17 protein-coding genes, 1 tRNA gene and 1 pseudogene are annotated in these 18817 nt (G+C 69.8%); 5 read left to right on the top strand and 14 right to left on the bottom strand.

The window, feature by feature from the left end; translation table 11 throughout:
• Positions 1-31: 31 nt before the first annotated feature.
• On the top strand, positions 32-922 hold the full coding sequence (locus tag ACTVZO_RS07250; protein ID WP_443303073.1) for a universal stress protein: 891 nt from the start codon (positions 32-34) through the stop codon (positions 920-922).
• Positions 923-1103: 181 nt separating this feature from the next.
• On the opposite strand, the gene ACTVZO_RS07245 is transcribed toward ACTVZO_RS07250, so the two are convergent.
• From ACTVZO_RS07245 to ACTVZO_RS07235, 3 genes are all read right to left on the bottom strand, one after another.
• Positions 1104-1559: a tellurite resistance TerB family protein gene (locus ACTVZO_RS07245; RefSeq protein WP_443297587.1), complete on the bottom strand. Its 456-nt coding sequence runs from the start codon at positions 1557-1559 to the stop codon at positions 1104-1106.
• A gap of 108 nt (positions 1560-1667) precedes the next feature.
• Complete coding sequence (locus tag ACTVZO_RS07240) at positions 1668-2696, bottom strand: sporulation protein (protein WP_443297586.1); 1029 nt, start codon at positions 2694-2696, stop codon at positions 1668-1670.
• Positions 2697-2805: 109 nt separating this feature from the next.
• Positions 2806-3024, bottom strand: coding sequence for a hypothetical protein (locus tag ACTVZO_RS07235; RefSeq protein WP_443297585.1), 219 nt, complete (start codon positions 3022-3024; stop codon positions 2806-2808).
• 378 nt (positions 3025-3402) lie between these two features.
• Here ACTVZO_RS07235 and ACTVZO_RS07230 point away from each other — a divergent pair, with 378 nt between their 5' ends.
• Positions 3403-4734, top strand: coding sequence for a hemolysin family protein (locus ACTVZO_RS07230; RefSeq protein ID WP_443297584.1), 1332 nt, complete (start codon positions 3403-3405; stop codon positions 4732-4734).
• Positions 4731-5756, top strand: coding sequence for a hemolysin family protein (locus ACTVZO_RS07225; RefSeq protein WP_443297583.1), 1026 nt, complete (start codon positions 4731-4733; stop codon positions 5754-5756). The genes ACTVZO_RS07230 and ACTVZO_RS07225 overlap by 4 nt, the downstream gene beginning before the upstream one ends.
• 216 nt (positions 5757-5972) lie before the next feature.
• On the opposite strand, the pseudogene ACTVZO_RS07220 reads toward ACTVZO_RS07225, so the two are convergent.
• From ACTVZO_RS07220 to ACTVZO_RS07200, 5 genes and pseudogenes are all read right to left on the bottom strand, one after another.
• Positions 5973-6920: pseudogene (locus tag ACTVZO_RS07220) on the bottom strand (MFS transporter); the annotation flags it as partial.
• Entirely contained in the window at positions 6917-7390 is a 474-nt protein-coding gene (locus ACTVZO_RS07215) for an NUDIX domain-containing protein (protein WP_443297582.1), read from the bottom strand. The pseudogene ACTVZO_RS07220 and the gene ACTVZO_RS07215, both read right to left, overlap by 4 nt.
• Entirely contained in the window at positions 7387-8274 is an 888-nt protein-coding gene (locus ACTVZO_RS07210) for a phosphotransferase enzyme family protein (protein ID WP_443297581.1), read from the bottom strand. The genes ACTVZO_RS07215 and ACTVZO_RS07210 overlap by 4 nt, the downstream gene beginning before the upstream one ends.
• A 154-nt stretch (positions 8275-8428) precedes the next feature.
• Entirely contained in the window at positions 8429-9517 is a 1089-nt protein-coding gene (locus ACTVZO_RS07205) for an IS110 family transposase (protein ID WP_443297374.1), read from the bottom strand.
• Positions 9518-9741: 224 nt separating this feature from the next.
• Complete coding sequence (locus ACTVZO_RS07200) at positions 9742-11631, bottom strand: ATP-binding cassette domain-containing protein (RefSeq protein WP_443297580.1); 1890 nt, start codon at positions 11629-11631, stop codon at positions 9742-9744.
• Positions 11632-12001: 370 nt separating this feature from the next.
• On the opposite strand from ACTVZO_RS07200, the gene ACTVZO_RS07195 reads away from it, so the two are divergent.
• Both ACTVZO_RS07195 and ACTVZO_RS07190 read left to right on the top strand, forming a co-directional pair.
• Positions 12002-12559, top strand: coding sequence for an NUDIX hydrolase (locus tag ACTVZO_RS07195; protein WP_443297579.1), 558 nt, complete (start codon positions 12002-12004; stop codon positions 12557-12559).
• 239 nt (positions 12560-12798) lie between these two features.
• Complete coding sequence (locus ACTVZO_RS07190; RefSeq protein WP_443297578.1) at positions 12799-13185, top strand: HIT domain-containing protein; 387 nt, start codon at positions 12799-12801, stop codon at positions 13183-13185.
• A gap of 2 nt (positions 13186-13187) precedes the next feature.
• Here the strand turns inward: ACTVZO_RS07190 and ACTVZO_RS07185 are convergent, their stop codons facing one another.
• The 6 genes from ACTVZO_RS07185 to ACTVZO_RS07160 form a co-directional block, all read right to left on the bottom strand.
• Complete coding sequence (locus ACTVZO_RS07185) at positions 13188-14282, bottom strand: UDP-N-acetylglucosamine--N-acetylmuramyl-(pentapeptide) pyrophosphoryl-undecaprenol N-acetylglucosamine transferase (RefSeq protein WP_443297577.1); 1095 nt, start codon at positions 14280-14282, stop codon at positions 13188-13190.
• Positions 14283-14350: 68 nt separating this feature from the next.
• Positions 14351-14424: transfer RNA gene (locus ACTVZO_RS07180), tRNA-Ala, on the bottom strand.
• Between the two features lie 174 nt (positions 14425-14598).
• The gene (locus tag ACTVZO_RS07175; RefSeq protein WP_443297576.1) at positions 14599-16266 is read right to left on the bottom strand and encodes a proline--tRNA ligase; all 1668 of its coding nucleotides are present in this window, start codon (positions 16264-16266) and stop codon (positions 14599-14601) included.
• Positions 16259-17368: a glycosyltransferase family 4 protein gene (locus ACTVZO_RS07170; RefSeq protein WP_443297575.1), complete on the bottom strand. Its 1110-nt coding sequence runs from the start codon at positions 17366-17368 to the stop codon at positions 16259-16261. Before ACTVZO_RS07170 ends, ACTVZO_RS07175 begins: the two co-directional genes overlap by 8 nt.
• On the bottom strand, positions 17365-18099 hold the full coding sequence (locus tag ACTVZO_RS07165) for a WbqC family protein (protein ID WP_443297574.1): 735 nt from the start codon (positions 18097-18099) through the stop codon (positions 17365-17367). The genes ACTVZO_RS07170 and ACTVZO_RS07165 overlap by 4 nt, the downstream gene beginning before the upstream one ends.
• Positions 18096-18815 carry a PIG-L deacetylase family protein gene (locus ACTVZO_RS07160; protein ID WP_443297573.1) on the bottom strand — a complete coding sequence of 240 codons (720 nt, stop codon included), beginning with the start codon at positions 18813-18815 and terminating at the stop codon, positions 18096-18098. Before ACTVZO_RS07160 ends, ACTVZO_RS07165 begins: the two co-directional genes overlap by 4 nt.
• Positions 18816-18817 lie beyond the last annotated feature (2 nt).

The raw sequence follows: 18817 nt of genomic DNA, 5'->3' as shown, positions 1-18817 counted from the left end.
GGTGTGAGGGCCGGTGACGGGAGGCGAGGCGATGTCCGGGCCGGTGGTGGTCGGGGTGGACGGCTCCGCTGCCGCTCTGGCCGCCGTGGACGCTGCCGCTACCGAGGCCAGGCTGCGCAATGCGGAGCTGCACGTCGTGCACTGTTTCGTGTGGCCCGCCCTGCACGTGCCGCGGGGAGCCTCGCCTTTGGGGCCGCCGGCCGGGGGTGTGCGCGAGAGCGTCGAGCGGATGCTCGCCGAGGCCCTGGCCCGGGCCCAGGCCGCGGCCCCAGGGGTGGAGGCGAGCCACGGCGTGATCGTGGGCGAGGCGGTGACCGCACTGGAGACGGAGTCGCGGACCGCACAGCTCCTGGTGGTCGGCCATCGCGGCTCGGACGGCTTGATTCATGCGCTGCTGGGGTCGACGGCGGTCCACCTGGCCGCCCACGCCTCGTGCCCGGTGATGGTGGTTCGCGGGCGGCCGGAGCCGGCCGGGCCGGTGCTGGTGGCGGTGGACGGCTCCGCTCAAGGGCAGTCAGCGGTGGCATTTTCGTTCAACGAGGCGGCCCTGCGGGGCGCGGACCTGGCGGCGCTGCACGCCTGGAGCACCTGGACCGACCACGACAAGCCGGCCCCTGGCCGCCCGCTGGAGATAGTGGACCTGATCGGTGATGTCCGCGAGCTGCAAGCTGCGGAGGACCGTCTGCTGGCCGAGGCCCTGTCCGGGTACCGCGCGCGGTACCCGGACGTGACCGTACGCCCACGCCTGGTGCGCGGACGCACCCGGTCGGCCCTGATCGAGGCGACCGGCGGCGCCCAGCTGATCGTGGTCGGTGCGCGCGGGCGCGGAGGGTTCGCCGGACTGGTTCTGGGCTCGGTCAGTCAGGCTGTCCTCCATCACGCCCTGTGCCCGGTGATCGTGGTCCGAGCCGGCTTGGGGTGACCGTCACGAGACGCCGCTGCCCAACAGGAGCCCACCCTCTCTCTTCGAGACGGACAACGGCCGTGCCGCTGCGAAGGCGGAACACGGTGCTGCCGCAGGTCTGGGCCGCATCTCTGAGGGCGCGGCCTCGTGTTGCCTTCGGCGCGCGGTCCGCGAGCGCCGGGTGGTGAGGGCTGGCGGCTCAGAGGTCGAACTCGTGCGGGGGCAGGTCGAGGGTGTAGCAGGCTTCACGGACGATGGCCTGTTCGGTCTTGTCGAAGTCGCCGTCGGCGCCTCCGATGACGATGCCGATCTGGATGACCGCACGGGCCTCGGCCGGCTTCTTCTTGGCCTTGGCGATCTCCTGCAGGACGCTGACCTTGCCGAAGTCGAAGTCGGCGGTGAGCTTGTTGAGGTTCTCGTCGAAGCGCCGCTGAAGGTCGGCGGCGTCGAAATTGCGCAGCACGTCGTTCGTGGCGATCAGTTGGGCGACCCGCTGGCGTTCGGAGGGGTCGACGGTGCCGTCGGCCGCGGCGACGAGGGCGCACATGGCCATCGACGCGTCACGGAACGCACCGGACTTGAGGTCGTTCTTCTTCGCTTCGAGCTGCGCCTGCATCTGCTGGGCGGATTCCTTGAAACGGTCCCACAGGGCCATGCCAACTCCACTGGTTCGAAGGGGGTGTCCGGGCCGGGAACGGACGGACCGGCCCGGACAACTTATTTCTACACCAATGTAGAAGGTGTCGTGGGGGTGGCCGGGGTGCTATGCCTCGTCGTTCCCGCCCTCGTCCTCGTCGTCGCCTTCGAAGAAGTCGCCGATTTCGTCGACGGCTTCGGCGGCGACCATGCCGCCGACCACACCGACCGCGAGGCCGGCGGCGCCGGCTGCGACCACGGTGCCCATGCCGGGCCCGGAACGGTGCCCGCTGTGGTGGCTGTCATGGCCGCCGTGGTGGCCGTGCTCGTCCTTGTGTGCGTGGGAGCCGTGTACGTCGCTGTGCCCGTGCGGGCCGTGGGCGGTGCGGGCGTCGATGAGCTGGCTGATCCAGGATCCGACGACGGCGTTCCAGTCGCGGTGGGTCGCGCCTTCGTGGCTGACGTGATGCCGGCCGAGCACGTCGTGGCCCCCGGAGAACAGGCCACCGCGCTTGTCGGCCTCCAGGACGATCTCCATCCCGCCCGGGTTGGCAAGGAAGGTCACTTCGATCTCGTTGACCTGGTGGGTGTACTGCGGGGCGGGGGTGAGTTCGAGCTCCTGGTAGAAGGGCAGCTGCTGGCCGGTGCCGCCGATGCGGCCGTATTCGAGGTCGGCGGACTTGAAGCCGAATCCGAGCTGTCCGAAGGCTTCCAGGATCGCTTCCTGGACGGGAAGCGGGCCCACTGCCAGGGGGTCGAGGTCACCCTTGTCCTTGGCGCCGGCCACGCCCAGCTCGGTCCGCACACCCAGGACCATGCCCAGCGGCTGACCGTGCAGCTGTGTGATGGGGGTCTCCCAAGGCAGCGTGACCGCGAACGGCACGGTGCGCTGCTCCCCTTCGGCCAGGCGGAAGCCGCCGCCGACGTGGAACCGCTCGAAGACGGCCGTGCCCTTGTGTTCGCCGTCGTCGTGCTCGGCTTCGACGCGGGCGACGAGTTCGAGGGTGATGTGCTCGATGTCGAAGTCGGCCCGGCCGCCGGTGAGGCGGACCTCGCCGGTCAGCGTGCCGCCGGGCACCGCGGTGGCCAGGTCGAGAACGGTGTCCACGGCGGGGCCGCCGACACCCATCGAGCCCAGCAGGCGCTTGAACACCATCGTGGCGTTCTCCTTCACATGTGTGACGTCGTGACTTCGTTGGGCTGCGCGCAGCGGTGCTGCGGGGACGCGGATTCCGGTCCCGCAGCACCGCGCGCGAGCCGGCGTGCTACTTCGCAGCGTCCAGCGCCGCCAGGGCCTGCGCCCAGCCGACGTACTTCAGATCAGCGAGATCGGCGACCGTCTTGACGCCGAACGCCTCCTTGAGCAGCTCCCCCTGCCGGTCCGAGACACCCTTGAGCGCCGACACGGGCGCGGCCAGCACCTCGGGCAGGCTCTTGTCCGCCCACGCCTTGTCCAGCACCTTGTCCAGATCGATCGAAGCCATACTTCTTCCCCTCCGGCTCGACGCACCCCACTGGATGCGCGCACGTCACCGGCGGCACGGAATCACACCGCCCCGCCCTGGCATTATCTACAAGCATGTAGAAGCATAGGAGCAGTACGGCAGCTGCGGAGCACGCAGGCACAGGTTGGCCGGGAAAGTCTGCATGCGGACCACTCTTCTCGCCGTGTGGGACCCGCTGGCCAGGCCCTTTACTGCTCCTTTACAGTTGCCGTGCGGATACTGACCGCCAAGCCCCAGGACCATGCCCCGGTCCCACGAGTGAAGAAGGAGCAGCAGATCCGCAATGGGTGAACCTCCCAGTCCCGGCCGTGCCACGCCCTGCCCGCAGAACATCGAGCCGGGAACGGGGGTGGCACGGTGACCGAAGTCCTGCTGCTGCTTCTCGCCCTGACCCTGACGCTGGCGTGTGCGGTGTTCGTCGCCGCCGAGTTCTCCCTCACCACCGTCGAGCGCAGTGAACTCGAACGCGCCGCCCAGGCCGGTGAGCGGGGCGCCGAAGGCGCCCTGAAGGCCGCCAAACGGCTGACCTTCCAGCTTTCCGGCGCCCAGCTCGGTATCACGGTGACCTCGCTGGTGATCGGCATGCTCGCCGAGCCGTCCGTCTCCGCGCTGCTGCGCGGGCCGCTGACCGCGATCGGCCTGCCGGCCGGGGCGGTGTCGACGACCGCGACCCTGCTCGGTGTGGCCATCTCCACCGTGGTCCTGATGGTGGTCGGTGAGCTGGTGCCGAAGAACTGGGCGATCTCCCGGCCGCTGGCCGTGGCCAAGGTCGTCGCTGGTCCGCAGCGCGCGTTCACCGCTGCGTTCGGCCCGCTGATCCGGCACCTGAACAACACTGCGAACCGCCTCGTGCGCCGCCTCGGGCTGGAGCCGGCCGAGGAGCTGGCCTCCGCACGCACCCCGGAGGAACTGGTCGCGCTCGCCCGCCACTCCGCCCGCGAGGGCGCGATCGAGGCGGACTCGGCCGAGCTGTTCGTCAGGACCCTGCACCTGGCGGAGCTGACCGCGGAGAACGTGATGACCCCGCGGGTGGACGTGCAGGCCCTGGAGGCCCACGCCACCGCGGCGGACGCCGCGAACCTGACCCTGGCCACCGGCATCTCCCGCTTCCCCGTCTACCGCGACGCACTCGACCAGGTCATCGGCACCGTCCACATCCGCGACATCCTCACCCTGGAGGAGGACCAGCGAGTCAAGACGGAGGTCACCGAGCTGATGACCGAGCCGCTGCTGGTGCCGCACTCCCTGCCCGTGGACCGACTGCTGGGCCGGCTGCGCAAGGCCCGCACCATGGCCGTGATCATCGACGAGTACGGCGGCACCGCCGGCGTCGCCACCGTCGAGGACATCGTGGAAGAAGTCGTCGGCGAAGTCCGCGACGAGCACGACCCGATGGAGGTCCCCGACCTCCTCGAAGCCCCCGAACAGGACGGCCGCCGGGTCTGGGAGGCCGATGGAAGCGTCCGCGTCGACGAGCTGGCAGAGATCGGCTTTACCGTGCCCGAGGGCCCGTACGAGACCCTCGCCGGCCTGATCGCGACCCGCCTGGAGCGCATCCCCGTCGAAGGCGACACGGTCGTCGTCGACGGCTGGGAACTCTCGGTGCTCGACATAGAACACCACCGCGCCGACCGGATCACGCTCACCACACCGGCCGATGCCGCCACCGACGAGGAGACGGGCCGATGACCGCGATCCAGCTGCTGATCGGCGCCTTCACGCTGATCACCAACGCCTTCTTCGTCGGTGCCGAGTTCGCCCTGATCTCCGTACGGCGCAGCCAGATCGAACCGGCGGCCCTCAAGGGCAACCGGCGGGCCAAGACCACCCTGTGGGGCCTGCAACACCTCTCGGCGATGATGGCCACCGCCCAGCTCGGCATCACCGTCTCCTCGCTCGTGTTGGGTGCGGTCGCCGAGCCTGCCATCGCGCACCTGCTGGAGCCCCCCTTCCATGCCATCGGGGTGCCCGAGGCACTGATCCACCCGATCGCGTTCGTCATCGCGCTCACCCTGGCCACCTACCTGCACATGCTCGTCGGCGAGATGGTGCCCAAGAACATCGCGCTCGCCGCCCCCGCGCCCACCGCCCTGCTGCTGGGCCCCCCGCTGGTCGCCCTGACCCGCGGCCTGCGACCGTTCGTCTTCGGCATCAACGCCTTCGCCAACATGCTGCTGCGGCTGATGAAGGTGGAGCCCAAGGACGAAATCGGCGCGGTATTCACCGACGACGAACTGGCCCGCCTCGTCAAGGACTCTTCCGCCGCCGGCCTCCTCGGCCCGGAAGACGGAGAGCGCCTCCAGGACGCCCTGGAGCTCGGCACCCGGCCCGTCGGCGAAGTGATGGTCCCACTGGAGCGGGTCACCACCGTCAGTCACGACATCACACCACAGGGCCTGGAACGGGCGGCAGCCGCATACGGGTTCTCCCGCCTGCCGGTCACCGGCCCCGGCGAGGAGATCCTGGGCTACCTGCATATCAAGGACGCCCTCGCCGCACACAACCGCACGCGGCCCTTCCCCCGCGGCGCACTGCATCCGATCACCAAGGTCGCCCTCGACACCCCCCTCGACGACACCATGACCGCCATGCGCGCGGCCGGCACCCACCTCGCCGCCGTCACCGGCGCCAAGGGCACCGTCATCGGCTTCGTCACCATGGAAGACGTCCTGGACGAACTCGTCGGCGCCGCCCACGACCCCAATGCATGACGCACATGACACGGCACTCGGCATCCCCCGCTCGGGATGCCGACCGCCCGGTCACGCCCTGCTCCTGAGCAGTCGTGACGTGTGACGGAGCCTCACCCTGCTGGCGTGTCAATGGAGGGCGGCACGGTGCGGGCAGGAACCAACATCATCCGCCCCGGAAGCTCAACCGCGCGCTGCGGGCGCTGCGGCCCTCGCGGGTCGACATCACGGTCGACCCAGGGCAGCATCGTCACCGGTGTCCCGTACCTGCCGAGCGGCCTGCTCGTAGTAGCCGCGCACCAGACGTGCCATGGTCTGCATGGCCATGGTGTGGCGGAGCCGATGCGGCGCAACGTGCGGGAATCTCGGTTCGTATCGCTCACGGATCCGGTCCGCGGTACGCGCGAAAACGGTAGACCAGGCGGTGAACGGAGCACCCTTCCCCCAGACCGACAGCAGCATCGAGCCCCCGTCCGGGGCCACCAGGCGCCGCCGCTCAGCGGGACCGAGAGCTGCCCATCGCACCCTGCCCTCACTGATGTCCCGCGCGAGGCTGCCGCGGCCCTCGGCCGATGCGGCGGCCGGCTCGGGGGTGCGGATGCGCCACACGAGAAATGCGGAGACGAGGTAGGACAGGACGTCGGCGAGGACCGAGCGGGCGGCGCCGACGGCGCCTACCAGCGCGGCGCCCACATTGCTGCCCGCGCTGTCGGCCACCGACGAGGCCGCGCCCAGCCGCGAGTTCGCGTGCTGCAGCAGGTCAGCCTCGACGAGGACAAGCAGATAGCTGATGGACGCCGAACTGTGCACGATCTTGGCGATGCCGAGGACGACGGCGACCGCGTAGAGCTGGCCGATGCCGAGCACCCCGGCGAAGGCGGCGGCCGGAATGGTCACGAGGACTGCGGCAGCGGTGAGGTCCGCGGCGATCATCAGCGGGCGCTTGGCGTGCCGGTCCGAGAACGCGCCGGCCGGGAGCGCCACGATGGCGTTCGGGAGCTGGCCGAGGAAGGCGAGCAGCGCGATCTGGGTGGTGGAGGCATCGAGATCGAGCACGGCCGGGGCGGGGAGGGCGACGGTGCTGACCACCGAGCCTGACAGGCTCGCGCACTCGCTGCCGACGAGACGCCGCAGGTCCAGGGAGACGCGCTTCCGGAACTTGGCCGGCTGGGTGGAGGTCGTCACCCGGCCTCACCGCCGCGCATCTCCGGGGCGATCACGTTCGCGTAGAGCTGGCCGGTGACGAAACGGGTCAGGACCTCGTGTGTGAACGGATGGCAGTCGGGCGGCGGCGCAGCAGGATCGACCCACACCAACTCGCTGTGCGTCTGCGGCTCGCGGTTGTACGGGGTGCCCTCCCACTCCCGCACCGTGAAGACGGCGCCGATCACCCGCTCGCCGTCCGCTGCGTGGAAGTGGGGCAGCTGGCAAAACCGCAGCCGGTCCGGGGCGAGGTGGATGCCGACTTCCTCGGCGAGCTCCCGCGCCGCACCCTCGTCAAGGAACTCGCCTTCCTCCAGGCGCCCCCCGACCACGGTCAGCATCCCGGGGGAGTGCCACGACGTCTCCCGGTGCCGCACGGTCAGGACCCAGCCGTCGCCAGGGCGCTGGAGCAGGACCATGACGTTGCCGATGCTGCGGTGTACTGCGCTCACGGGCGGTCCTCCCTCATGAGGCGGTCCAGGGTCCGCCGGCCCCGGGCCGTGACGAGCTCGTCTCCGTTGTCCGGCCCCCAGGCCAGGCAGTTGACCGCGTCCAGCGCGGTCAAGCAGCGCAGGGCCTGACGCTCGGCGTCGGTGAGCGACCGCCCGTACCCCCGCAAGAACGCCTTCTCGCGGTCCGGATGGTCGGCCCACTGGGTGGCCGCGAGGATGACGAAGTCCTGCACACGGGCCGCCGGCCTGGCCTGCTCGAAGTCGATGAGCGCGAGCACACCCTCGGACACCATCCAGTTCCTGGGCTGGTTGTCGCCATGGATGTAGCCGACGGGTACGGGGCCGACGCGGCGAAGCCGGGCAGTGTGGTCCCGGATCAGCTGCTGCTCGTCCTCGGGCAGCCGGTCCCCGGCGCGACCGAGGTACTTCTCCGCTCCGTCCGCAGCGGAGTCCAGGGAGGCTTCGGCCTCGCCCCGATCGGCGCGGTCGAGTTCCCCGGCCTCGTGAAGCCGGGCACACAGCACTCCCGCCTGCTGGTGCACCACCCGCCACTCGGCGGCCTCCAGACCGAGGTTCTTTGCCGGGACTCCGGGGACCGCGGTGAGCAGCAGGACCAGGTCCTGGGCCTGGCTGTCGACGAGCTGCGGTGCCCGGGTGTGACCCAAGGCAGGAACGACATGACGGTACGCCCGGCTCTCACGCATGTAGAACTTCTCGTTGGGCGAGACCTTCAGGTACCAGGAGACCCCGCCGATGCCCTCCAGCTCCCACACCCGGGAGCGGTCCCAGTCGTGCGAGGCGTCACGTACCGCCGCGACGGCCCCGATCCGATCCTCCGCCCAGCGAAGCAGCAACGCGGGCAGGGGCTTCGACGTCTGCTTCACGCTGCGCTTCCCTCCATGAACAAGGCGAGCGCACGCCGGCCGCGCACCTCGGCCGCGTTGTGGAAATCAGGCACGGGCTTCTCCTCGGTGATGTGCGGCCCGCCGCTTCGTGCGCGGGCCGCAGGGGCAGGCGAAGTGGATGCTCTTATGGATGTCAAGCGGCGGTTGTGAGCTGTTCTGCGGTGATGGTCGTCGGCGTGGGGGCGGTCAGGATCTGGTAGATCTCGCGGGCGATGTACCGCTTGAGGCAGCGGATGATCTCCTTCTTCGACAGGCCCTCCTTCGTCCGGCGTTCCATGTACCTCTTGGTGCGTTCGTCCCAGCGCAGGCGGCAGAGGACGATGCGGTAGAGGGCCGAGTTGGCCGCTCGGTCGCCGCCCCGGTTGAGGCGGTGGCGCTGCGTGCGCCCGGAGGATGCCGGCAGCGGGGCGGCGCCGCAGAGCATGGCAAAGGCGGCTTCCGAGCGAAGGCGTTCGGGGTTCTGACCGACGGTGACCAGCAGCTGCCCGGCGACGTCGGAGCCCACGCCGTTCAGAGCCAGCAGCGCCGGGGCGATATCCGCGGTCAGCGGGTGGATGAGCTCGTCGAGCTCGCCGACTTCCTCGGTGAGTCGCTGGTGGCGGCGGGCCAGGGTGCGCAAGGCGAGCCTGGCCGCGACGGCTGGCTCTCCGGCACGGGCCGCGTCGGGCCGGGAGGCCGCGCACGTGGTGATCAGTTGCTTGTCACCCAGCTCACGCAGGGCGGCGCGTAGTTCCTCCGGCGCGCTGATGACCAGGGTCTTCATCTGCCGTTGAACATCGGCTCGTTGGCGGACCGCGCTGCGGCGGGCGACGCGCAGGCTCCGCAGGGCCTCCACCTGGCCGTCGCGCTGCTTGGGTATGCCGGTGCGGCGTCGGGCCAGGGCCGCGCGGGCCGCCGCCTCGGCATCTACCGGGTCGGACTTGCCCTGCCAGCGGCGGGCCTTGCGGTCCGGGCGGTCGATCTCGACCACGCTCATGCCCTGCTCGTGCAGGTAGCGGGCGAGGCCGGCCCCGTAGGCGCCGGTGCCCTCCACGCCGACCAGCACCAGGGTGCCGAACGAGCGGAGCCAGGCCAGGAGCTTGCGGTAGCCGGCCGCGGTGGCTTCGAACTGCTCGGCCCCCAGCGGGCGCCCCGCCGAGTCGATGGCCGCCGCGGTGTGGGTGTCCTTGTGGGTGTCGACGCCGCCGGTGATCTCGCGGTCCTGCTGTGCGATGGTGGACATCGCCGTCCTCTCCACTCGAGCGGTCAGGGCGGCAGCCACCGGCCGAGCGGGCGGACGAGACAGTGATGGGGCCTCTGGCCAGGCTCTTATGAAGTCACGCAGGCCGGTCCGGTGGCTGCACACGAGCGTCTCCCGGGCGGAGTCGACAGATCCCGTTGAGGACCCGAGGTCAGTCAGTGGGTGGGTCAGACCCTGCCGGGAGACGCTCACGAACATCCTCACTGTCAGTGGTCCTGGGAGAGCGCGAGGAGCTCCGCGAAGGTCCCACCGCCATGGACGAGATCGTCGTAGCGGCCCTGCTCGGAGATCCGGCCGTCTTCCATCACGACGATGTGGTCCGCGATCTTCGTGTTCTCCAGGCGGTGGGTGACCATGATGGTGATCCGGTCGACGGCGATCGCTTTGATCTGTTCGAAGATCAGGTGCTCACCGCGCGGGTCCATCTGGGACGTCGGCTCGTCCAGGATCAGCAGCTCGGGCTTGCGGTACAGCGCCCGGGCGCACGCCTCGCGCTGCCACTGCCCGCCGGAGAACTCGACGCCACCCCAGATGTCGCGTGCCTGGAGGCTGTCCAGGCCGTCGGGGAGCTCTTCGACGGCTTCGCGCAGACCGACCGCGTCGATGGCCTCCCACACGGGGCCGTCGTCGTGGGTGCGGGGCTGGCCCAGGGTGATGTTCTCGCGCACCCGAAGCGGCCACTTGGCGAAGTCCTGCGGGACCAGACCGGTGCGCCGCCAGACGGTGCCCGGGTCGGTGTCGGAGAGGTCGCTTCCGTTCCAGGTGACCTTGCCCTTGTCACTCAGGTAGATCCCTGTGAGCAGTCGCAACAGGGTCGACTTCCCCGAGCCGTTCGCTCCGACGATCGCGAGGATCTGCCCGCGCTCCAGGGTGAGGGAGACGCCGTCGACCGCGGGGCGGTCCTTGCCCGGGTACTGGTAGACGACCTCGTCGAGCCGGATCTCCTCGACCGGGCCGGTGATCTCGCGCGGTCCGCGCTGGGGAGTGCGGGCGGCGGCCTCGTCGAGGAAAGCCTGCATGTCGGTGAGGTAGAGGCTGGTGTGGAAGATGGCCGCCCCGTTGATGATCACCTGGGAGAGGGCGGCGAGTGCGGTCTGGACGGCGATGACTGCCGTGGCGGCGATGGCCGGTTCGATCCGGCCGGTCACCGCGAGCCAGGCGAGCGCTCCCCAGGTCGCCAGGAGGAAGACGCCGCCGGCCAACGCTGAAAGCAGGGAGATCCGCAGGGTTCGGGGCGCGGCAGCGAGGTTCCGGCGGTCGCACCGGTCGGACAGGGCCCGGTACCAGTAGACGAGGTAGTCGGTCATCGAGTTGGCGCGTACCTCGTCGCCGTACTGGGATGCGGTGGCCCACCAGCGCATCATCCCGCGCACGTTCCGGTCGGAGACGTTGGAGTAGTGGATCTCGTAGTCGACGCGGGCGGTCAGCACGGCGCCGATGCCGGCTGGCAACACGGCCAGGAGCAGCAGGGGCAGCATCAGGACGTTGAGCACGGACAGGACGCTGCCGGCGGTGACCAGGCGGATCAGGGAGGACATGAAGCGCTGGGCGTCCGTGACCATCACGTGGGTACGGACCACCCCCATCTCGGCCGCCTCCTGCCGGTCGGAGAAGCCGTCCCCGGCATAGGCCGCGGCCTCGACCCGACAGACCGCCTCGACCAGGGCACTGTCCGCCTCCGAGGTCAGCCGGGGAGTGATCCGCCGCTCGGCGTAGGTGGCCACGGCCCCCGCGACACGGTTCATCGTGGCAGCGAGCGCGACCACGACCAGCGCGGGCAAAGCGCCTTGGAGACGGTCGCCGGCACTTCCGGAGCCGAGTACGGGCCCCATGGCGCGGGCGGTGGCGGCCAGCAGCACCGCGGCGGATACGCCCGTGATGATCTGGCACCCGACCAGGAGCCGGACGGCCTGCCGGTCGGTCCGCCACGACAGGCGGCCGATCCGGGCCAGGACGGAAGGGAGCGTGGCGCACATCTGCCGGAAGGAGACCTCGGCGAGCGGATTGACGGAGTACTGCCCGCTGTAGGTGATTTCCGCCGGCGGCGGTGGGGGTGGTGTGTCGGCCGGTTTGCTGTGCAGTCCGGATGTGGCCATCGGATCCCCCTGGATCGCCGTTCGGATGCTGTCGGAAGCTCAACGACAGCCGCTGATTTTTCGAACACATGTGTTTCGGTCGGCCATGAAATCCGGGAATGGAGCGCCTGTCGGATCGTGGGAGCTACACCGACCCGGCTCCCATAACATCCGTGCCACGAACGGGGGTTGGCCGAATCGCCGAGGGTCCCAAGTGCTGCAAGGCAACGGGCCCGTTAGCGCGTGTCGGGGCTGGGTGGACTTGTAGAGTGCGGGACTTCTCGTACCCCTTGGACCCCTGTGGAGCAGACTGTGCACGTGCCTGTTGGCGGCCTTCGAGCGGCCGGTTTCGGCGGAACTCCCCTGCGTAGCGGCATGGGGGTGAGCACCTATGGCGATCACTGACTCCGAGATCGCGGGCGTGCTCACCGCCTACCTGGAGCGCTACCCTCAGGAAGCCGGACAGTTGGCCGAGCCGCTGCGTCTCCTGGCCGAAGGCCAAGGGTTCGCCTCGCGGCGAACCTTCCCGATGCATGTGACCGCCGGCGCCCTGCTGGTCCGGGACGGCACCGAGGTCCTGCTCATCGAACACCGCGCGTACCAGCTCACTTTGCAGCCGGGCGGGCATCTTGAGCCGACCGATTCCACGCTGCTCGGCGCGGCCCTTCGTGAGCTGTCCGAGGAGACTGGCATCGACCCCGGGCTGGTCGTCCCCGTTTCGGCGTACCCCGCGTATGTCGAGTTCGGCCAGGTGCCGGCCAGGCCTGCGAAGGATGAGCCAGACCACTACCACCTGGACTTCGGCTATGCCTTTGCGACGGCCGAGGCTGAGGTCGGAACCATCCAGGAGTCCGAGGTGTCCGGCGCTTCCTGGTACCCGTTGGATCTGGCCGAGCGCTTGGTGGGGCCGCGGATCGCGCGGGCGACCGCGGCGACTGGGAGTAGATAGCCCCTGCGAAGGCCTCGGGGTGGAGAGGCGCGACATCACGTCGTCTCTTGAGGCGGTCGGCGGTGATCCCAAATCGGCTCGTCACCGTGGCGTCGACCGATCTGGTCTGGGCGGATGCCTCCGTGAGGATCGCCCTCTCCTGCTTGTAGGGGAGGGCCCGCTCGGGGGCGAGCGAAGAGGGGGGTGGACAGCCTGTACTCTGACGCCCAATCGCACTCTGACACCAAAGGTGACGCACTGTGACAACCGCAATCGAAGTGGCGGTCAGCGACTTCTACTGCAACCAGGTACTCAGCGGCCGGGTGGAAGTCCAACGGGTGGTCGAGACGGACCGGGTCCTCGCCTTCCACCACACCAACCCCTCGTACCCGGTCCACATCGTGGTGATCCCGAAGGAGCATGTTCCCTCCCTGACGGATCTCGGCGACGCGGACCCCGGCTTGCTGCATGAGGTGGTCGCGGTGGTCCAGGAGGTCGCGGCGATGGTGGAGAAGGAGCACGGCTCCTGTTCGGTCAACACCAACCTGGGGCTCTACCAGGAGTCGAAGCACATGCACTGGCACGTGTTCAACCGTGGCGAGAGCGACAGCGAGATCTTCGCGATGTACGGGCACCACGACCGCTGACGTCATCGCCGCACGAGGGCTGACCTTGCGACGGCCAAGGTCAGCCGAGCAACCTGGCCGGCCGCCTCGCGGGCGTGATGTGCAACGGTGCCTGGGTCTGCCTCGCGTGGGGCTTCGCGGAGTCTCTCGCAGGCCTCCACGAGCGGCTTGCCGTCGGTCAGGGCCTCGTCCGCGACGACGATGCAGCGGCCCGGATTCCGTTCGGCGTAGGCGGCGGCGTTCTCGATCTGGTCGCCGCGACTGACGGACGTGGGCAGCGGTACGAGCACGGCGGGGATGGCGAGAGCTTCGAGTTCGGCGAGGGTGGTTGCCCCGGCTCGGCCGATCACGGTGTCGGCGAGGTGCAGGGCGTCGTTCATGTCCTCGTGCAGGTACTCGACCTGCCAGTACCCGGCTCGTCCTTCGAGGCTGGGATCCAGGTTGCCCTTGCCGCAGACGTGCAGGACTGCGTACTGGTCGCACAGGGCGTCGAGTTGGGCGCGGACGGCCTGGTTGACGCGTTGAGAGCCGCTGCTGCCGCAGAAGGCGAGCAGCACCCGGGCGCTGCCGGTCACCCCGAGGCGTTCCCGGAGTCCGTCGGGGTCAGCCGTGGTGAGGTCGGAGCGCAGTGGAAGCCCGGTGACGGCTGCCTTCGCGGAGAGCCAACGGGGTGTCGTCGGGGCGGGGGGCGTACTGAAGCAGACGGTTTCGGCGAGGCGCGCGAGGATGCGGTTGGCGAGCCCGAGTGAGCGGTCGGACTCGTGGATCACGATAGGGACCTTGCAGAGCCACGCGGCCATCCCGACCGGGACCGACACGTATGAGCCCTTGGAGAACAGGGCGTCGGGGCGTTCGAGACGCATCACGCGCCAGGCGGCCGCCACACCACGTAGGACGGTGAGGGGCATGAGGAGGTTGCCCCAGGAGCGGTGGCGCTTCAGCCCGGCGGCGGGCACGGCCCGGAAGGGCAGGCCGGCGCGCTCGGCGTACTCGCTTTCGATGCTGCCGCCACGGCCGATGAACACGAGCTGGGCTCCGAAGGTGGCGAGTTCGTCGGCCACCGCCAGGGCGGGGACGACGTGACCGGCGCTCGCACCGCCAGTGATAGCGATCTTCACAGGATTCCCATTCGAGTTCCGTGCGGCACGCTGCAGCCGCATCCACCTGCAGAATTGAATTTTTTGTTTGGTCGGGTCGACTGGATTCGAACCAGTTCCTCGGCAACGCTTTTGCCGTGCTCCACCATTGAGCTACGACCCGTACTTATTACGATGACGGAGACCATAGGGTGGCCCGTCGTGGCATGTCAATGCCGGGATGTGGACTGCCTGGGATGAGAATTAGGGACTGTTGGTGAATTATGGCAGCCCGAATTGGCGCCGCCTGATATCCGAATTCAGGCGGCACCGTCTGCGGTTTAGTGGGTTGTTTGTTCTATCGGCGTGTGGAGCAGATTCGGGGAAGCTTGCTGGATTCGGTAGTTATGGTGCGGCTGGTCCAGCGGTTGGTGACCTCCACGTCGCCTTCGCTGTGGCGGGGAGAGATGACCGCGTGGTGGGGCAGGCCCAGGAGCCGGGCGTAGCGGAGTTTGTTGCCGGCGGGCAGAGGGCGGTCGTCGACGAGCAGGCTCAGGCCGAGGGCGCGGAGTTGCCCGACGAGGCGGTCGGTGCGCTCTCGCATGGCGGGCAGGTCGGCGCGCAGGACGGTGATGTGGAGGTCGGCGGGGCCGGTGCCGGGTTTCCAGCGCAGTCCGTGGTGGTCGCGGTGGAGTTCGGCGGCGGTCTGGAGGCAGCGGGTGATGCCGATGCCGGAGCAGGCCATCCAGGGTGTCTGGGGGGCGTCGTGCTCGTCGGTGAAGGTCAGGTTCATGGGTGCGGAGTACTGGCGGCCGAGTTCGAAGACGTGGGCGACTTCGACTGCGTGGGTGTCTCTGTAGTGGCCCTGGTGGCAACGGAGGCAGGTGGAGCCGGGCGTGGCCTGGTGGACGTCGGCGCCCGAGGGGGTGAGCGCCGGCAGGCCGCGACCGCCGTCCCAGGACATGGAGGTGCGCAATCCGTCGGCCACGTCGGAGATGGCGAACTTCTCCAGGGAGGCGACGGAGGTGTCGAAGAGCAGGGCGGTGCCGGCGGCTCGGGCGGCGTCCCACGGGGTGAGGGTGCCAGCTGGGGTGCCGTACAGCTCCGGGAGCTCGCCAGGGTCCAGGAGCGTGACGTGGGCGGCGCCGGTGGCTTCGGCGAGCTTGCGGGTGCTGACTTGGAGGTCGGAGCGGATGGCGACTGCGGTGGGCTGGCATCTGCCGTCGGGTCCGGTCAAGGCGAAGGCGATGACGTTAACGACGGGTTCCCCCGTCTGTGGAGTGGGCTGGGAGCTGAGGACGGCGGCGTCTCCGCGGTTGCCGCAGTGCCCGCAGGCCAGGATGGTGCTCTGTCCGCTGTCGCCGAGGAGGAGGTGTTCGGTGCTGGGGCCGGCAGAGATGCTGCCTCCGTCGGCGGGGGCTTGGAAGGTGCCGGTCAAGCCCATACCGGTGAGGGCGGCCGCGCAGGCGTCGTTGAGGAAGCGGATCGAGGCCTGCATCGCCTCGGGGCTCCTGTCGAAGGTGTAGCAGTCGGCCATCGTGAACTCGCGAGAGCGCATGAGGCCGCCGCGGGGGGAGAGCTCGTCGCGGAACTTGGTGGTGCTGAGGAACAGGCGCGCGGGCAGGTCACGGTGGGACCGCAGGCGGTCGCGGACCGTGGCGGTGGCGATCTCCTCGGAGGTCGGCGCCAGGCACATTTCCTCGCCGCTGCGGCTCCGGGCGGTCAGGAGGGCGCCCTCGCGCTGGTAGGCGTCCCAGCGGCCGGTCTCCCTCCACAGCCTGCTGCTCTGGAGGGTGGGGAAGGCGACCGTGTGAGCGCCGCGTTCCTCGAAGGCCTGGCGGGCGATGCCGACCAGCCGGTCGTGGACCCTCAGCCCGAGCGGCAGGAGGGTGAAGACACCGCTCGCGGCTGTGGCGGAGACCAGGCCGAGGGAGTCGAGGAGCTCCATCGTGGTGGACCCGGGGTCGGCGGCGCGGGGGCGGACCGGGGGCCACAGGGTGCTGGTGTAGAGGGGGGTGTCATGCACGGGCTGCTCCGATCACAGTGTCGGACAGGGCGCCGAGGCGGTCGGCGGTGGCGGTGATGCTGTGCCGTCGGCTGTTGTCGACGGCGGACTGGTGGAGGACTTGGCGCAGGTGCGGATTGGCGGCCAGGCAGTCGATGACCGCGGCGAGCGCCTGGCTGTCACCGGGCGGGTAGGACAGGCCGCCGTGGCCGAGGGTGGAGCCGAGGCCTGGTACGTCGCTGTAGAGGACCGGCAGACCATGTGCCTGGGCTTCGATCGCCACCAGCCCGTACGCCTCCAGGGTGCGGGTGGTGAACACGAAGGCGTCGTAGGCCCGGAACCTGGCCCACAGATCGTCACGGGGTGCGAACGGTTCGAAGGTGACACTGTGGGCGATGCTGTGGTGCTGCACGCGGGCCTGGAGGGCGGGCAGTTCGGGTCCGCTGCCGATGACGGTGAGGTGGTGCGGCTCGCGGGTGGCGGCGAGCGCGTCGATGGCGGTGATGGTCGACTTGTTGCCGTCCAGGCGCCCGGCGTGCAGGAGCCGCAAGCCGCTGCCGGTGGTGGGCGTGGCGGTGGGGGACGAAGGGAGCGGAATGCCCCACGGGATGGTGACCAGCCGGTCCGCGTACCGGTTGCTGGTGAGGGTGTTCACCTGGCCGGCCATGGCCTGGTTGGGGACGGCGACCGCCGTGCTCGCGGCGACGATCTCGTTCAGCACCGCGCGGGCCTGGTCGCTCTCGGTGGCCGCGATGATGTCCGTGCCGTGCGCGATCGAGATCACGGGGACGGCGCCGGCCGCGCGGGCGAAGGCCAGGGCCAGGCCGAAGCCGAGGTGCTGGGCGTGGATGAGGTCGGGCTCTGCGCGGGTGAGGATCTGGGCGACCTCGCGGGTCAGGGCGTCGGCGTACTGCTCGAAGGCAGGTCCGTACGGCGCCTTCGGGGAGGCGAGGTCGATGGTCTCTTCGAAGCTGTGCTTCCAGGTGCCGGAGCCGGCTAGGGCGGCGAACGTGGTGTGGAAGTAGTTGGTCAGCCGCGGGTAGGTGTCGTTGCACCAGATGGTCGAGCCGCAGGAGGGCTCCAGCGGCAGGTCGATGCCGGTCAGGATGCGGTGTCGTTTCACGCGCTTGCTCCTGTGGACGCGGTCGGGAGGTAGGCGTCCAGTCCGGTGCGCAGCATCGCGGCCAGACCGGCCCAGCCGGTCGCGGATACTGCGTCGATGAACGACATGCCGGGGATGAAGCCCTGCCGAGGCCATGTCTGCGCGTACTGGGGGTGTCGGTCCGCGAACTCGTTCCACACCACGGAGATCCCGTGGCCGGCCAGGGAGTCGGTGTCGAGATATCCGCGGGTGCCTGAACCGGCCCACATCACCTGCTCGTTGGCCTGGATGGTGATCTGCGCCAGCCGCAGGGATTTGTCGCTGTCGGTCGTGGTGTCCATGTCGGAGGTGAGCCGCAGGCGGGTGCGCGAGCCGAGCGCGGTGGCGATCTGGGTGATGAGGTCGACGTTCAGGTCAAGGAGCCAGCGGTGGTCTGCGCCGAGGGCGGGGCGAAGTACGTTCAGCGCCTCCTCGACGTAGGGTGCGCGGGCGTAGGTGAGGCGGACGCGGCGCAGCAGGCTGTCGGGGTCGAAGGCGTCAGAGAGGCGGGTGTCGCGGATCAGCTGGCCCGTGTCGCGGACGACGGGCACGGTGAGCCAGGCCGCCCCCTGGGGCGTCTTGACGCGGTTGCGGTTCTGGAAACCGCCCTCGGTGTACTGGACGTCGTCGTACAGGGCGACCGTGGTGCAGCCGAGGAGCGCTTCGCAGAAGCCCAGCCATGGGGCGAACCCGGGCTGCTCGATGTAGATCATGAGGGCTCCAGTCCGAGGGCCGGGTGGCAGAGGGTGAGCAGGGGTGTCTCGAACGCCTCGAAGGCGCGGCCTGCCGCGGCGGCGGCCGGGTGCAGCCGCCACCCGGCGTCAGCGGCGCGGTGGCGGGTGTACTCCTCGCTGAGGTACCAGCGTCCGGCCTGACTCTGGTGGGCGTGCAGGGCCTTGACCTTGTCGTCGAGGACGTCGGTGATGTCGACGAGAACGGTCGGAGTGAACCCAGAGCGCGGTGCGTGGGGTTCGCCGTACAGGACGGTGTGACAGGTGGTGACCCGGGTGGCCGCGTTCGAGGCCGCCGCCGCTACCGCGAGGTGGTCCTGGTGGTCATTGGCCCCGCGCGGGCTGTGGGTGATCAGCGTCGTGCACCCGGACCGGACGAGCTCGGCTTCAAGGAGGGAGATCAGGTGCCGGTCCGCGGTCAGGGCACCGTCTTCCAGGCCGAGGCAGGACAGCTCGATTCCGGTACCGGCCCAGGCCGCGGCGGACTCGAGGACGCGTTCCTCCTGGCTCAGGCGCCGTCCCGCCGCGCTGTCCGCGACCGAGACGCCGTTCGCACCGTGGGTGGCGGTCAGGACGCTGACGCGGGTCCCGCCCTGGTGAAGGCGTAAGAGGGTTCCTCCGCACAGCAGTTCCGCATCATCGGGATGGGCCACGACGGCAACCACGTGCCCGTGCACGTCGGCGTGTGACCTGGTCATGG

Origin of the sequence: Streptomyces sp. IBSNAI002 (genome assembly GCF_052244475.1) — a bacterium.
Taxonomy (GTDB): domain Bacteria; phylum Actinomycetota; class Actinomycetes; order Streptomycetales; family Streptomycetaceae; genus Streptomyces.
Note: the sequence above shows the minus strand (reverse complement) of the source record. Positions and strands in the feature narration are given on the sequence as shown.

Coding starts and splice junctions, on each gene's coding strand:
- ACTVZO_RS07250 (WP_443303073.1), top strand. CDS start 32: ATGTCCGGGCCGGTGGTGGTCGGGGTGGACGGCTCCGCTGCCGCTCTG.
- ACTVZO_RS07160 (WP_443297573.1), bottom strand. CDS start 18,815: ATGACCAGGTCACACGCCGACGTGCACGGGCACGTGGTTGCCGTCGTG.
- ACTVZO_RS07200 (WP_443297580.1), bottom strand. CDS start 11,631: ATGGCCACATCCGGACTGCACAGCAAACCGGCCGACACACCACCCCCA.
- ACTVZO_RS07245 (WP_443297587.1), bottom strand. CDS start 1,559: ATGGCCCTGTGGGACCGTTTCAAGGAATCCGCCCAGCAGATGCAGGCG.
- ACTVZO_RS07205 (WP_443297374.1), bottom strand. CDS start 9,517: ATGTCCACCATCGCACAGCAGGACCGCGAGATCACCGGCGGCGTCGAC.
- ACTVZO_RS07195 (WP_443297579.1), top strand. CDS start 12,002: ATGGCGATCACTGACTCCGAGATCGCGGGCGTGCTCACCGCCTACCTG.
- ACTVZO_RS07240 (WP_443297586.1), bottom strand. CDS start 2,696: ATGGTGTTCAAGCGCCTGCTGGGCTCGATGGGTGTCGGCGGCCCCGCC.
- ACTVZO_RS07235 (WP_443297585.1), bottom strand. CDS start 3,024: ATGGCTTCGATCGATCTGGACAAGGTGCTGGACAAGGCGTGGGCGGAC.
- ACTVZO_RS07165 (WP_443297574.1), bottom strand. CDS start 18,099: ATGATCTACATCGAGCAGCCCGGGTTCGCCCCATGGCTGGGCTTCTGC.
- ACTVZO_RS07225 (WP_443297583.1), top strand. CDS start 4,731: ATGACCGCGATCCAGCTGCTGATCGGCGCCTTCACGCTGATCACCAAC.